We start from the raw sequence: 14,613 nt of genomic DNA on the forward strand, positions 1-14,613 counted from the left end.
GGACTGGCAGAGGAGAGGAGTGAGGATATGCGAAATGTGATTCTTGCCACATTGGTGGATTCGGATGAAATCGGCCGCCTTTATTCGAAAGATCGGCATTTGCTGTTCGAAGGGATCAGGCAATCGCTGGAGGCACAGCTCGTGGGGCTAAGCCACAAAGATTTGCTTACGCTCAATCGTGTGAGGAATGGCGAAGTGCAGGAGGCACTTCAGCCGAAAGCGAACGCGAAGTACGCCAAAGCGCTGCTGGCATTCATAACGAATAAAGAAATGGACGCTTTGTCGTTTGACAGCCTTTTGACTCCGCTGATTACGAAGGCAGTGGAAGACGAATTCATCGCTTTTTACGCTGACGCCGGCAGGGTGGGAGAGGTGCTCTTCAGCATGGAGAAGCGGCTTAGCGAAATCCAGGATGACCTTAACTTACAAGAAGGCCTATACAATAATTTGGATATGCAAAAAGTCATGGAGAAGCGCGGCGGTTCAGGACAGGCAGGCGGCGCTGTGAAATCTGCTATGGACCAGTTCACGGCGGAATCATTTGCCCTAGCGATGAAACAAGTGCTGTCGCTTTTGAAAAAAGCCTCTTATAAAGCAGTGATTGCAAATATCGGCAAAGCTGTGTTTTCATCCGGCATCGTATCTTTTATCAAACCGATTGTACTGGCAGTGCTGGCAAAAGTAGGAATCGCAGCCATTGCGAAGGCAACTGTGGCGAAGGCATTATCAGTAATCATCGGTGTTGGGGCAGTGACGGTGAGTATTCCAGCGGCATATGTGCTGCTGCCAGTTATACTGGCTTTTCTCAGTTACGAGGCGTATACGCTGCCGAAAAAACTTGGCACAAGATTGCCGAAGGAAATAACAGCAAAGCTGGAAGCGGATTTTGAAGCGATTAATAAAGCTGTTGCAGCGGAACTGGCGGAAAGCCTGCTGCAAGAACTGGACAAATGGATTGTGGACTGAAACGGCATCTTGCGAGACGCCGTTTTTTTATTTGTCCTTAAGCTATGACAGAAAAAATTGTGTAAAATAGGAAGTAAGGATTTGGCAGGAAGGAGTCGGTCGAAGCAAGTATGAAAACCTATTTAATCGCCGGCATCTACCTATGTGTTCTTGGCTTGTCGGCTTCCCTCTATTTCAGTGGGCTGCAAGAGCCGGAGGAGAGCGGCCATAATCGCCTTTTGCCTGTTGAAATCAAAGCCGTAAAAGCGGGCGCCAGTGAAGAAGGCATCCGCAAGATTGTGTTGGACGCCAATAGGGAAGGCGACAAGATTTCGATTGCGGGGATGCAGCATAGCCAAGGTGGACAGACGCTGTATCCGAATGGGATCCTGCTGGACATGAAACCGTATAACCGGATCCTCGATTTTGACGAAAAAGCGAAGACCATCACCGTCCAGAGCGGCGCCACCTGGAATGATATCCAGCAGCATATCAACCCGTACGGCCTGTCCTTAAAGGTCAGCCAATCGCAGAATATTTTCACTGTCGGTGGCTCGCTCAGCGTTCAGGCGCACGGGCTTGATATCCGCAATGGCGGCATGATCGACTCGGTCAAATCGCTGCGGCTGCTGAATGCGAACGGCGATATCATTGAATTGAGCGCATCGGAAAAACCGGAATTGTTCCAAGCCGTCATCGGCGGCTATGGGCTGTTCGGCGTCATCCTGGATGTGACGTTTGAGCTTGTGGACGACGAATTATACGAAGTCAGTACGGAACTTTTCGATTACAAAGACTACACGAGTTATTTCCAGCAGCAAGTACTGGGGAATCCGAAAACAAAAATGCACTTGGCGCGGATTTCGATTTCGCCGGAAGGTTTTATGGAAGAGATGTATGCCATCAATTGCAGCTTGGTTGACGGGCAGGAGCAGCTCCCGGAGCACAGCGCATTGAAAGAGGAAAAGCTGATTGCAGCGCCAAAACTGCTGCTCGGAATTTCACGCTTGAATGATGAAGGCAAGGATTTGTTCTGGAATTCCCAGAAAACCTATATCCACTCCATTGACGGCAAACTCATTTCCCGCAATAACGCCATGCGCTCTGATTCCGAATTCATGGAATACAGCAACGCCGCCAAAACCGAAATCCTGCAGGAATATTTCGTGCCGGTCGATGAGTTCGCGGATTATATCGAAGACTTGAAAAAACTGCTCGAGCAGGAGGACAACTTCAATTTGCTGAATGTCACCATCCGCTACACCAGCCAGAATGACAAGGCGGTGCTGTCTTATGCCAGGGAAGACATGTTCTCGCTGGTGCTGCTGGTCAACCAGGAAGCGGACGCGGAGGGCATAGCCGAGACGGGGCGTGTCGTCCGCAGCATGATCGACGTGACGCTGGACCATGGCGGAACTTATTATTTGCCGTATTACGGCTACCCGACCCAAGAACAGATGGTCCGTTCCTATCCCCGGACAAAAGAGTTTTTCGATTTGAAAGACCGCTATGATCCGGAGCAGCGCTTCCTGAATATGTTTTACGAGGAGTACCGGCAATGAACTATAAAAAATTTATTCAATACCAAGGCATGGTTGGCATGGCATCGACCATGATTTTTCCGTTCTATATCTTGCTGCTGAAAAATGCTGGCACCAGCTACGCCCAATTCGGTTGGGCATACGGACTCTTTGCCCTCACAGCTGCTGTCAGTTATCCGCTAATCGGCAAAGCCGGCGACCGGGTCGGCGACAAAATATTGCTTAGTGTCTATTCGTGGGGAATGGCGCTAACGCTGCTGTTTTTTCCGCTCGCCACGGAAATATGGCATGTCTACGGACTGCAAGTGGTGATGGGGCTTTTAGGAGCTGTCCAGAAAAATTCGGAAAAAACCGTGTTGGCACGCTATGTCGATAAGCCGACAGCTGGAAGGCAAATCGGCAATTACCATACATGGACATCGATTGCGGCGGCTATCGCAGTAATCGGAACTGGCTATTTGGTGGACTTTCTGACGATTGCGAGCATATTTTATATCGCTTCGTTTGCATTTGCATTGAGCGGTTTGTTAGCGATGAAAATGCCAACAGCCCAAACAGCTCCAGCATTTTCGGAAAAATAACGAATATCTCTTATCTGGTGGGGTATAGACTAATCAGTTCACATAAAGATTAGGAGCGGTCCCATGATCAATGAAAATACAAAAATAGGCATTACGGTACTGCTGCTTGCTGCGGGATTAGGATTTTCAGCTTTATTCATCGTATTGTTTTCCGAAATAGCGGAAGAAGCCATGGAGCAGGAAACCTGGCTATTCGACTCAGCAATTATCGGGTTTTTCCAATCAATCGAAAGTTCCGTGCTCGACGTATTAATGATTGCCACAACGGAGATGGGATCGGTATGGTTCGTGACGGCTTTCTCTATTGCAGTGGTTGGATTGTTGTGGTTCAAGGAACGCGATAAATGGGGGATCCTGTTTTTTCTCATTGCGGTAGGCGGCGGGGGATTGTTAACCTTGTTGCTGAAGAACCTATATGAACGCGAACGGCCGTCGATCAATCCGGAAATAGATGCAATCGGCTTCAGTTTCCCAAGCGGCCATTCGATGGGGTCGGTCATCTTTTACGGCTTCGTTATGTACCTGGTTTTACGGGGGCAGAGGAGCGAGTTGTTCAAAGGGCTCGCCATCAGCTTAATGGGTGTGCTCGTTGTCTTGATCGGCATCAGCCGCGTCTACCTGGGGGCTCATTTCCCGAGTGACGTGCTGGCTGGTTTTATCGCTGGCGCCATTTGGCTGATTTTGAGTATACTGGCACTGGAATGGATTCAATGGCAGAGCAGGAGCTCGGTGCGGCCAGTTCACGATATCCGGGATTTCCTGGCTAAAATGCTCAAAGGTACATTAAAGAAAATCAATCTGATTAAATAACAAAATCAAGCCTAAGGTGGGATGGACATGTCACAGCATCAATTTACAGATACAACAGAAACCAAAGAAGAAATTGAGAAATTGCTTGGGCAGATAGATCATCAAACAGCTGTCGGCTGGGCCGCAGACTGCGCAGAGCACGTCCTGGAAATTTTCGAAGAGCTCCATCCACAAGATAAACGCCCCAGAAAAGCCGTTCAAGCATGCCGCGATTGGGTAGCAGGAAGCATCAATGTGCGTGAAGCCCGGAGTGCAGCGTTTGATACCCATGCGGCAGCGCGCATGAGTGAAAATGAAGCGGCAATCGCGGCAGCGCGTGCAGCGGGGCAAGCGATTTCAACAGCCCACTTGTTTGGCCATGCTATTCACGCCTCTACATACGCAGCGAAATCTGTGGCATTTGCCAGTGGATTTGACGCTCAAGCCATTGCTGCTGAACGGAATTGGCAGCGCGACCGTCTGAGTGAACTTCAAAAGTGAGAATTGAAAAAGCGCAAAGGGCGGCATGCCCTTTGCGCTTTTATTGCATAAAAAGAAAGTCGTTTTCATAAATGAACGAATAGCTGATGTCGATGTAGAGGAAATAGTCATCCGGCAGCGGGTAGCTGAACGTCCGGACCGTTTGGCCGGTCTCGATATCGGAATAGGTATCAGATAAGATGCCCTTATGCCACGTTTTCATATGCATGACGTTCTCCAGGAAATACGGGCGGAAAGCCCAGTTTGCACCTTGCACTTGAGGTTCGATTTCCCAAGTGCCGCCGCGGTTCCTGAAGTTTGAAGACACTTGCCGGCCATCGCTGCCGCAGATATACATACGGAAACTTTCTGCGGTGAACGGTTCGAGCAGCGATTCGATAAACAAATCGGATTGCTCAGGCCCTTGCCATTTTGGCAGCAGCTTTTTCACTTTTTCCTCGCATTCGGCTGCGAAACGGAAACGGCCTTCGATCAGTGATTTTTCACGCTGGACGAATTCCCATACATTGTTTCCGACATCGAGCTGCAATGCACCTGTCGGGAGAGGACTGAAAGACGGTTTCGCCAGATAAAAGCCTTGGTAATAATGGCCGCCGTGCTTCCAGGCAAAATAAAGCTGATTCTTATCCTCAATGTTTTCGTATGCCAGCTTTGCCCCGATGCGCCGGGCTAGCAGCGATAACGAATAAATGATGTCTTCGAAGATGTCCGGATTATTATTGCGGGTGATGCCGGTATTGATTTTTAAGATATTCGGGCGAAGCTGCCGGATGCGGTCGATATTCGAGCTTTTCGCACCGACGTGGTCGACCGCAATCTGGATGCCATAGGTTTTGTAATAAAGGAGCAAATGGCTCAATACATCGAAATCCTCGTCAAAGTCGTGTTCGGTGATTTCGAGGACGATGCGGTCCATCGGAAAACCTTTTGCTTCAAATTCCTGCAGGCTGTTGAGAAAGTCTTCTCCACCATTTGCGAGCAGCTGCGTGGCGTTGCGGTTGATGAACAACACGCCATCAGAACGGGTTTCAAGCATTTGGTCGATTGCTTGTTGGAGCAGTCTTCGATCGACATCGATTTTAAAGTCGTCCGGCACGTCTGCGTCTTTGAAAAACGCTGATAAGCTTAGCCATTCACCATCTTCCTCGAACCGGCCGAGCAGCTCATAGCCGATGACGGTATGCGTCACGGCACTGATGATTGGCTGGAAAGCAGGCTTTAGTTTTTGTGGGTTCTCAATAATATATAGTGGATCCAAATCGCGTCCTCCTTTGCGGAAATGGCATTACATGATCATGAAAAGTAGATGATCACCATGATGATCATCACAGCGAGCATGGAAGAAATCAATGTAATGTGCATATTTGATGGGTAAAAGGTTTCGTTTATAATCTGCAGCCTTTTTTTCTTGTAGTTCTGGGTGGCGGAAAAGATGATTGTCAGCCCGAAAATACAAGCAAAAATGCCAAGGGCAATCGTAAAGATATCAACAAACTGGTTGCGGATGACCCCCATTGTGAAATGAAGGCTGGTCGCCAGGAATCCAACACCAACGATGGAAATTCCCGTCCGGATCCAGGCAAGGTAAGTGCGTTCATTCGCAAGATGCTGTTGGGTGTACAGCAGCTGGTTTTTCGGTTCTGGATTTGAACGGCGAGCCATCGTTTCCGCTCCTTTCCATAAAATTCATTTTAATAATTGTGCCACTGCCCCAAAGCTTATGCAAGAGCGGCAGACTGAAAATAAGTTTGCCGTGTGCTCCATAGATTTTAACAACAGCGAATAATAAAAAACGGCTTCGAAAAAAATTGAATTGTTTAAAAATAACGGACAAGGGAAATGATAAAAAATAAGGTGAATAAATGAGGAGGAACAGAACATTGGGACATTATATTGAAGTTGAAGCAGGCGTAAAGGTTTATGCAGAAGATATCGGCATAGGGCAGCCGGTGGTTTTTATTCACGGTTGGCCACTGAACAGCAAGTCTTTTGAATCACAGGTCGGTGAATTGGCCGTCAATAATTTCCGCTTTATCGGAATTGATCTGCGCGGTTACGGGAAATCAGACAAGCCGTGGTCCGGGTATGATTACGACACAGCTGCTAGCGATGTCAAGGCGGTCGTCGACCATTTGGAACTCGAGAATATCGTACTCGCTGGTTTTTCAATGGGTGGTCCGATTGCAATCCGCTATTTGTCCAAATATGGCCAGGACAATGTCGACAAGCTCTTATTGATGGGCCCTGCAGCGCCGTTATTCACACAGCGGGATGATTTTAAAATCGGCATGCCTCCTTCAGGCGTAGACGATATCATCAAACAGCTGAAAATGGACCGCCCACTTTTCTTATCGAAGTTTTCGGACATGTTCTTTGAACAGAAAAAAACACCGGAGTTTCTACGTTGGTTCCAGTCGTTAGGTTTGGAAGCCGGTGCGCATTCCACCATCCTTTCTGCAATCTCCTTGCGTGATGAAGATTTGCGCGATGAAATCGCTGGCATCTCGTTGCCAACAGCTATTTTCCATGGCAAGAAAGATCAAATCTGCCCGTTCGAGCTGGCAGAACTGCTGCAAAAAGAAATTCCGAATTCCGTGCTTGTACCGTTTGAAAACAGCGGGCATGGCATAAACGCTGATGAACCGGATAAATTCAATACAGAGTTGATCAAGTTCCTGAAAAGCAAAGGCGTCGCGTAAACCCAAAAGGCAGCTCTCAGCTGCCTTTTTTTTCTGCCGAAAATAGTATCTTAAGCAGAGGTGAACCTGTATAGTGGGGGAGAGCTTTTCTCTTTTTGCATTTCGCGGATTCCATTGAGTGAAGTGCTAATGAGTTAAGTATAAGGAGGCCTCTATTATGACCAAAAAAGTAGAAGAGCTGAGCGAAGGATTGCAGCGCAAAAAGACCGGCCATATATTTTATTATTCCAACGTTTTGGAAAAATACGTTGAGAATGCAATTTCATATATTGTTTTTGGCATCAAGCAAGGGGATCATGTGCTGTTAGTCGAAAATACGCGCATATACCCGATGATCCGCAAGGAGTTGGAACAGCGTTTAACAGTGGAGGAACTGGAAAAAGTGCTGTACATCGATAATTTCGATTTTTATTGGCGCAATAATAATTTCCATCCACGGACAATCATGAATCATTTCAATGAAGTGGCGGGCCCATTGCTCGAAAGCGGGAAAGCCGTCCGGACATGGGGCCACATTGAATGGGGTATGCAAGAAGACATTGAACGTGAAATTGTAGAATACGAAAAAGAATTGGACACGATTGTGCATGAAAAGGATGCCGTATCTGTTTGTGCGTATGACGCTTCTAAGGTCACCGATTCTTTAAAGACAAAATTGATGGCAGTCCATGGGTTGTATATGACAGATGAAAAAGTGCATGCACTCGCCATGAATAAAGCTCAAGAATCGGACACCGCTTGAAATCCTGCGATTTCAAACGGTGTTTTTTTATGTCGAACTTAAGGCAGGTTGTGAAATCAACTTGAAATTCTAAGCATAGGTTCGTTTGCACGGAGAGCGAAGGGGTATTTAAGCTATTAGAAGACATTGGCCAAGTTCGAGAGTTTCTTGGGTAATGAGTGAATGGAGGAAGATCATGGATATTACGAAATACTTAGTGAAACAAAACGAAAACGTGGAGTTATCCGAATATCCGACGTCTGAAGAAACGCGTTATAGCGATGAGGAATTACGCGATCGCCTTATTCCAGAGACGCTGGAGAAATTGCAAAAGCTTCACTTGAAATTGCATGCTGAGGAAGAAAAAGGGATTGTCGTTGTCTTGCAGGCGATGGATGCCGCTGGCAAAGACGAAGCGATCACATTCATTTTTTCAAAACTAACTGCACAAGGGTTGAAAGTGTCTTCTTTCAAAAAACCGAGTAAAGAAGAACTCGGACACGATTATTTGTGGAGATTCCGAGAAGGATTGCCTTCGCGTGGACAGATTGGTATTTTCAATCGCTCTTATTACGAGGAAGTGATTGCGCCGCGAGTCCACGACTTGTTAGGAGAAACGCCGCTGCCGGACGAGTTGATCGACGAAGATATCTGGATGACCCGCTACCGGCAAATCAATGATTTTGAGCGATATTTGACGGAAAACGGTTTCCCGGTTGTGAAATTCTTTTTCAATATGTCAAAAGAAGAGCAGAAAAACCGTCTGCTGGAACGCATGAAGGATCCGGAAAAGAACTGGGAATTTTCTTTCAGCGACGTCGAGGAACGGGAGCATTGGGACGGCTACCAGAACATTTTTGAGGAAATGTTGAACAATACATCTACCGACCATGCGCCGTGGTACGCGCTTCCCGCGGACAACGAATTGTTTTCGCGTTATATTGTTGCGGAAGCGATGGTCAAGGTATTGGAGAACATCGATCCGAAATTCCCGGAAATTTCGGGTGAAGAGCGTGAAAAGCTGGATGAAGCGATTAAAAAATTGGAACAAGAATAAGCTTGGGAATGGACGCCTTATCTTCGGATAAGGCTCTTTTTATTTAGGGTGTAAATATTTTGTGGAGGTTTTGTATAGGGAAAAGAGAGGGTAAATGAAAAGGAAATAGAAGAAACGGGGAAATCGCGTGAACTTACATAATGGAGAATTGTATTGGAATACGACGGAATATAAAGCAATGCGCAAGAATGACAAAAAAAAGCCAGCGGCAAAGTATGATGTCATCGTCGTAGGCGGAGGAATGTCAGGAGCGCTCAGCGCATATACGATGAAAAAACAGGGACTTTCGGTTGCATTGATTGATAAGGACCAAATTGGGCATGGCAGCACATCAGCCAATACAGGGCTGTTGCAATACTCCAACGATATCATGCTCCACGAACTGGCGCAGCAAATAGGTGAAGAAGACGCAGTACTGTTCTACAAAGCTTGCCGAAAAGCTGTTCAACAATTGAAAGAAACGGCCGCTGAACTTGATTATGATTGCAGCTTCCACTCGCGTAAAAGCCTTTATTTCGCGTCCGAGCAATCGGATGCAGAAAGACTTCAAAAAGAGTTTGAAATGCTGCAGCGCCATGGCTTCGAAGTGGAGTATTGGGACCGTCAGACAATTGAACAGCATTATCCCTTTTCAAAAGAAGCCGCGTTGATCACTTTCGGCGATGCTGAAGTGAATCCGTTGCTATTCAGCCAAGGCGTGATTGACAAGGCGCGGGATATGGGCGTTGATTTGTTTGAGAAAGTCGACATTATTAATTACACTGATGGCACAGAGTGTGTAGAGCTGGCGACATCTGCAGGGGATTTTTCAGCGGGACAAATCATTTTCGCGGTCGGCTATGACAATGCGCCATTCCTGCAGCAAAAGCAGCTTGAGTTGAACCGTTCTTTTGTTGTGACATCTTCTCCTATTGAGGATTTAGGCGAGTGGAAAGATCGTGCGTTAATCTGGGAAACCCAGCGCCCATATCTTTATTTGCGGACAACTGATGATAACCGAATCATCGCGGGAGGTCTGGATGAGCCGTTTTCTGAATCCGGCGGAAGCCGGAAGCATCTCGTTGAGCGGGCAGGCAAACTTTCACAGCAGGTGAAAGCGTTGTTCCCGATGTATTCTTTTGATACGGATTTCTCTTGGTCTGCCGCATTCGGAGAATCAGGCGACCAGCTGCCGTTTATCGGACGCCATCCCGAAAAAGACAGATATTATTATCTATTGGGCTACGGCGGCAACGGCACGGTTTACAGCATGCTCGGTTCCGAGCTATTGGCAGATCTAATCCACAAGCGTCAGAATCCGCTTGCAGGCATATTGAAAATCGGACGTTAACGCGCTTAGGAAAAGGCGGATCCAAGGACTTGGATCCGCCTTTTGGCGTTATTTAACGGCACATGCATTGGGTCCCCATTCGGCATGGGTCATGCCAGTGCTCGCCCAGTGGATTTGGTTCAGGACTTTATAAGAGCCGGGTGGCAAATTGCTGAATGCTACTGAACTGATGATGTTATTGGTCGACGAGCTGCGCCAACCGGCTTTCAAATTCGGATTAAAACCGTAAGGGGTCACGTAAGCATATGCTGGATAATTCATCGATGACCATTGAACATATTGCTGTCCGTTGAAGCGGTAGAGAATCGGATTCCAAAACACCGTATCGGTGGCCCTGCCATCCCACGCCACTGCCGATCTTGGCGTATAGGCCCTTACTATCCCTTTGCCGCTGCTATAAGCGCCTGCACAGGAGATTCCGCGGACTTGATGAGAGGGCCAATTGCCTTCTCCGTTATGCGCAGCTGCGGATTCAGCCGCGAAGTTCATACCGAACATCAAAGAAGAGGCGAGCAGAATCTTCATGCCCATTTTAGATGGCCGTCTCCGGCGAATCTTTTCATCTATGAAAGGGGTGTTTTTATCCATGATCATTGCCTCCTTGGAATCCTGATTAACTGTGCCTGAAGGACTGTTCGATAGTTCCGAATATTCAGATTACTATTATCTTATCATAAAATTACTACGGATGGGCAATTAAAATCAAAAAGAATTTATTTAAATAAAGTGATTAATGTCAACCTTCTTTTACAGCGCATTAAATATGCATTTCAATTTATCAGAATATTGACAATACGGTGAAAAGGGATACTATATTAAGTAGAAAAACCTTTGACTAAAGCATCGAATTTAAAGGAATAATGCTCATCATTCTGAAAAGGAGGAAAAGATTTGACTACTTTCGAAGAAAAACAGCCTGCCGTGTCCGTGGAAAAATTGAAATGGATGTATGAAATGATGGCGAAGAGCCGTTATTTCGAAGATCAAATGGTGGAAGTCTACACCGAGGGCAAGGCGCCCGTCTTTAATATCGGCGCCGGGCCTGTGCCTGGGGAAATGCATTTATCCACTGGACAGGAGCCGGCGGCTGTAGGTATTTGCGTACACTTGACGAAAGACGATACAGTGACCGCGCCGCATCGTCCACATCACCATGCCATTGCAAAAGGTGTCGACCTGAAGAAAATGACCGCTGAAATGTTCGGCAAAGAGACGGGTCTGGGCAAAGGGAAAGGCGGACATATGCATTTGTTCGATCCAGCTGTGAAATTTTCCTGTGGCGGAATCGTTGCCGCGGGCATTCCCCATGCTGTCGGTGCCGCAATGGCTGCAAAGATGCAAGGGAAGGATTGGGTAGCTGTCGCGTTTATCGGCGAAGGTGCAGCAAATGCCGGAGCGTTCCACGAATCGTTGAATTTGGCGGCAGTCTGGAATTTGCCTCTCATACTTGTAATCGAAGATAATTCTTACGGAATTTCTGTAGCGAAAAAGGCGGCAACAGCGGTTGAAACGAATGATCTTCGCGCTGCCGCATACGGTATCGCAGGGGCCCACGTTAAGGGCAATGATCCAATCGCAATGTATAAAGTTTCAGAAGAAGCTGTGGCACGGGCACGCAACGGACAGGGGCCGACGATTATCGAAATTGAAACGTACCGGTTCCTCGGGCATTTCCAAGGAGATCCGGAATTGTACCGCGATAAGGCGGAAGTGCCGGGACTGCGTGAGCAGGACCCGATATTGAAACTGCGCAATAGCCTGGTCGAAGCAAAAGGCGCAACCGAAAAAGAATTGCAGAAAATCGAAAAACGGGTCAAACAGGAAGTGGACGAAGCCTATCAATTTGCGCGAGACAGCAACTATCCTGCGCCTGAAGCCGCACTGGATGATGTGTTCTCATCTTAAATTCAGAAAGGGGTCTATTCCGAATGGAAACGGCAAAAAAAAGAATATTGACGGGCAATAAGGCGATGGCTGAAGCAATCGCGCTTGAAATGGAGCGGGATCCGAAAGTCTTTGTACTGGGCGAAGATATTGGGAATTACGGCGGGATTTTCGGTTCAACGCAAGGACTTATGGAGAAGTTTGGAAAGGAACGCGTGCTCGATACACCGATTTCCGAAACCGCGTTCATCGGCGCAGCGATCGGTGCGGCAGCTGAAGGGATGCGTCCGGTTGTCGAGCTCATGTTCGTGGACTTTTTTGGTGTCTGCATGGATCAAATCTACAACCATATGGCCAAAATCCAATACATGTCCGGAGGCAATGTGAAATTGCCGATGGTGCTGATGACTGCGGTGGGCGGCGGCTATAACGATGCCGCTCAGCATTCGCAGACGCTGTATGCGACGTTCGGCCATATGCCGGGCTTAAAGGTGGTCGCCCCTTCAAATCCGTATGATTTGAAGGGCATGATGATTTCAGCGATCCAGGACGACAACCCGGTCGTTTTCATGTTCCATAAATCACTGCAGGGCCTGGGGTGGATGGAACAGCTCGATGTGTCGGCGGCGCATGTGCCTGAAGAATCTTACACAGTGCCGCTCAACAAGGCAAAAGTGATGCGCGAAGGCACAGATGTGACGATTGTGGGCATTCAGATGACGGTGCATCAAGCCATGGAAGCGGCAGAACGCCTCGCGGCAGACGGCATCGACGCTGAAGTGATCGATTTGCGGTCGATTGCGCCGATTGACAAAGAGACAATCATTGATTCGGTCAAAAAAACGCACCGCCTGTTTATTGTCGATGAAGACTATAAATCATACGGCATGACGGCAGAAATAGCTGCAATCGCTGCGGAAGAAGCGTTCTATGACCTTGAAGCGCCGATTCGCCGATTGGCGAATCCGGATGTGCCGATTCCATACAGCCGTCCACTTGAGCAATTTGTGCTGCCGAACGCAGACAAAATCTATGAACAAGTGAAGAATTTGATGAACGAATAACAACTTAGGTACAGGAGGCGTTGGGATGTTTGAAGTGAAGCTGCCGAAGTTAAGGGATGATGTGGAGGAGAGCCTGGTCGTCGTCTGGTTTGTGTCCGAAGGCGATGCCGTTGAAAAAGGCGATCGCCTGGTAGAGGTGCAGACTGAAAAAGAGGTCTCGGAGCTGGATGCGGAAGAGAGCGGGAAGGTGAAAGAGATCGTGGTGAATCGCGGTGAGTCGGCCAAAGTGGGGGAGGTCCTGGCATTGATTGATACGGAAGGCAGCCCAAAGCCGAATCCTGTGAAACAGAAAGCGGCAGTGAAAAAAGCGGAGGCGCCTGATGCTTCTACGGGCACGAAACCGGAAGTGCAAAAAATTACGAAGCAGGTGTCCCCAAAAGAAGAGGGTACTGGTGAAGAAGCGCCAAAAATGGTGCGCATCGCACCTGGCCTCCGGAAATTGGCAAGGGACCTCGATGTCGACCTCGCCCAAGTAAGCGGAACGGGCAGGAACGGCAACATAACCGGAGACGATATCCGCAAAGCGGCTAGCCCGCCAGCCGAAGTGATCGCTGAAAAAGTGGAGCCGGAGGGCATGATTCCGCTGTCGGGAATTCGGGGGACGATTGCGCGCCGGATGGTGGAAAGCCTTCAGCAAAGTGCGCAGCTTACCGAAACGGCTTGGGCGGACGTTACCAAACTGGTTTCCAAGAAAGAGAAGCTTGGCGATGCTGTGGGGTGGACCGCTCTCCTTGCGAAGGCGGTTGCTCAAGCCTTAAGTGCGCATCCACACATGAACGGCCAGATTAAAGACAATAAAATTGAGCTGAGAAATGAAATCAATCTCGGATTTGCCGTCGATACGGAGCTTGGACTGCAAGTGGCTGTCGTACAGGAAAGCGAAAAAGTGCCTGCTGCTGAACTGCATGCGAAACTTGTGGAACTTGCCGGAAAAGCTCGTGGCGGAAAGCTTGCGAAGACGGAAAGCAGCGGCAGTACCTTCACCATTACTAGCCTGGGCGGATACCGTGTGCAATTTTTCACACCAATCATCAATCCGCCGGAAATCGCCATTCTCGGCATCGGCCGGATCGAAGATCATTTGGTGCTTGAAAAAGGCAAAGTTCGCGTTCGGAAACGGCTGCCGCTTAGTTTGACTGTAGACCACCGCGCAGTTGACGGTGCACCGGCTGCGAAATTCCTGGACGAGTTGATCTCCTTGCTGGAAAAACCAAAGTTGTTTCTGGAGAAGAATAAGGAATAGCAGAAGAAAGCCGTCCGCTTGGGCGGCTTTTTCATGTGGCTGAAACAATAAAACGCCAAAAAAATAAGCAGCTGCCGCTGCTTCAGACTGTAGACAAAATCTAATCAACATGAATAACTGTGTAGACCCCAACCGTTCTGGCCACTTCGCTTTCCGTGGGCTCAGCTTCAGCCTCCTCGTCACTGACGTTCCTGCGGGGTCTTCAGCTTTCGCTGTCCCACAGGAGTCTTCGTGGCCAGACCGGTTGTGAGCATTTAG

General features: G+C 48.2%; 15 protein-coding genes. 12 read left to right on the forward strand and 3 right to left on the reverse strand.

Going from position 1 to position 14,613, the window contains the following annotated elements; translation table 11 throughout:
- Positions 1 to 27 precede the first annotated feature (27 nt).
- The 5 genes from EGV91_RS09605 (at position 28) to EGV91_RS09625 (ending at position 4,357) form a co-directional block, all read left to right on the forward strand.
- A complete protein-coding gene (locus EGV91_RS09605) occupies positions 28 to 966 on the forward strand; it encodes a hypothetical protein (RefSeq protein ID WP_135503078.1) in 939 nt (312 codons plus the stop codon).
- Between the two features lie 110 nt (positions 967 to 1,076).
- The gene (locus EGV91_RS09610; RefSeq protein ID WP_135503081.1) at positions 1,077 to 2,507 is read left to right on the forward strand and encodes an FAD-binding oxidoreductase; all 1,431 of its coding nucleotides are present in this window, start codon (positions 1,077 to 1,079) and stop codon (positions 2,505 to 2,507) included.
- A complete protein-coding gene (locus EGV91_RS09615) occupies positions 2,504 to 3,067 on the forward strand; it encodes an MFS transporter (protein WP_135503084.1) in 564 nt (187 codons plus the stop codon). Before EGV91_RS09610 ends, EGV91_RS09615 begins: the two co-directional genes overlap by 4 nt.
- A 63-nt stretch (positions 3,068 to 3,130) precedes the next feature.
- Positions 3,131 to 3,877, forward strand: a complete 747-nt coding sequence (locus tag EGV91_RS09620; protein WP_175580294.1) for a phosphatase PAP2 family protein — start codon at positions 3,131 to 3,133, stop codon at positions 3,875 to 3,877.
- Positions 3,878 to 3,904: 27 nt separating this feature from the next.
- Positions 3,905 to 4,357: a putative immunity protein gene (locus EGV91_RS09625; protein WP_135503087.1), complete on the forward strand. Its 453-nt coding sequence runs from the start codon at positions 3,905 to 3,907 to the stop codon at positions 4,355 to 4,357.
- Positions 4,358 to 4,397: 40 nt separating this feature from the next.
- Here EGV91_RS09625 and EGV91_RS09630 read toward each other — a convergent pair whose 3' ends face one another.
- Both EGV91_RS09630 and EGV91_RS09635 read right to left on the reverse strand, forming a co-directional pair.
- Positions 4,398 to 5,615: an EAL domain-containing protein gene (locus EGV91_RS09630; protein WP_135503090.1), complete on the reverse strand. Its 1,218-nt coding sequence runs from the start codon at positions 5,613 to 5,615 to the stop codon at positions 4,398 to 4,400.
- Between the two features lie 35 nt (positions 5,616 to 5,650).
- Positions 5,651 to 6,019 (reverse strand): YidH family protein, encoded by a 369-nt coding sequence (locus EGV91_RS09635; RefSeq protein ID WP_135503093.1) that lies wholly within the window; start codon positions 6,017 to 6,019, stop codon positions 5,651 to 5,653.
- Positions 6,020 to 6,237: 218 nt separating this feature from the next.
- Here EGV91_RS09635 and EGV91_RS09640 point away from each other — a divergent pair, with 218 nt between their 5' ends.
- The 4 genes from EGV91_RS09640 to EGV91_RS09655 all read left to right on the forward strand — a co-directional run bounded on the left by EGV91_RS09640 (position 6,238) and on the right by EGV91_RS09655 (position 10,164).
- On the forward strand, positions 6,238 to 7,056 hold the full coding sequence (locus tag EGV91_RS09640; protein WP_135503096.1) for an alpha/beta fold hydrolase: 819 nt from the start codon (positions 6,238 to 6,240) through the stop codon (positions 7,054 to 7,056).
- A 157-nt stretch (positions 7,057 to 7,213) separates the two neighbouring features.
- Positions 7,214 to 7,798, forward strand: coding sequence for an MEDS domain-containing protein (locus EGV91_RS09645; RefSeq protein ID WP_135503099.1), 585 nt, complete (start codon positions 7,214 to 7,216; stop codon positions 7,796 to 7,798).
- A 175-nt stretch (positions 7,799 to 7,973) separates the two neighbouring features.
- Positions 7,974 to 8,834 (forward strand): PPK2 family polyphosphate kinase, encoded by an 861-nt coding sequence (locus EGV91_RS09650; RefSeq protein WP_135503102.1) that lies wholly within the window; start codon positions 7,974 to 7,976, stop codon positions 8,832 to 8,834.
- A 127-nt stretch (positions 8,835 to 8,961) separates the two neighbouring features.
- Positions 8,962 to 10,164: an NAD(P)/FAD-dependent oxidoreductase gene (locus EGV91_RS09655; protein WP_241666162.1), complete on the forward strand. Its 1,203-nt coding sequence runs from the start codon at positions 8,962 to 8,964 to the stop codon at positions 10,162 to 10,164.
- A gap of 48 nt (positions 10,165 to 10,212) precedes the next feature.
- Here the strand turns inward: EGV91_RS09655 and EGV91_RS09660 are convergent, their stop codons facing one another.
- Positions 10,213 to 10,752 (reverse strand): hypothetical protein, encoded by a 540-nt coding sequence (locus tag EGV91_RS09660; protein WP_135503105.1) that lies wholly within the window; start codon positions 10,750 to 10,752, stop codon positions 10,213 to 10,215.
- A gap of 357 nt (positions 10,753 to 11,109) precedes the next feature.
- On the opposite strand from EGV91_RS09660, the gene EGV91_RS09665 reads away from it, so the two are divergent.
- The 3 genes from EGV91_RS09665 to EGV91_RS09675 are packed head-to-tail and all read left to right on the forward strand — an operon-like array spanning position 11,110 to position 14,355.
- Positions 11,110 to 12,069, forward strand: coding sequence for a thiamine pyrophosphate-dependent dehydrogenase E1 component subunit alpha (locus EGV91_RS09665; RefSeq protein WP_135503172.1), 960 nt, complete (start codon positions 11,110 to 11,112; stop codon positions 12,067 to 12,069).
- 23 nt (positions 12,070 to 12,092) lie between these two features.
- A complete protein-coding gene (locus tag EGV91_RS09670) occupies positions 12,093 to 13,112 on the forward strand; it encodes an alpha-ketoacid dehydrogenase subunit beta (RefSeq protein WP_135503108.1) in 1,020 nt (339 codons plus the stop codon).
- 25 nt (positions 13,113 to 13,137) lie between these two features.
- The gene (locus EGV91_RS09675; protein ID WP_135503110.1) at positions 13,138 to 14,355 is read left to right on the forward strand and encodes a dihydrolipoamide acetyltransferase family protein; all 1,218 of its coding nucleotides are present in this window, start codon (positions 13,138 to 13,140) and stop codon (positions 14,353 to 14,355) included.
- Positions 14,356 to 14,613 lie beyond the last annotated feature (258 nt).

Source organism: Planococcus koreensis (assembly GCF_004761975.1).
Classification (GTDB): domain Bacteria; phylum Bacillota; class Bacilli; order Bacillales_A; family Planococcaceae; genus Planococcus; species Planococcus koreensis.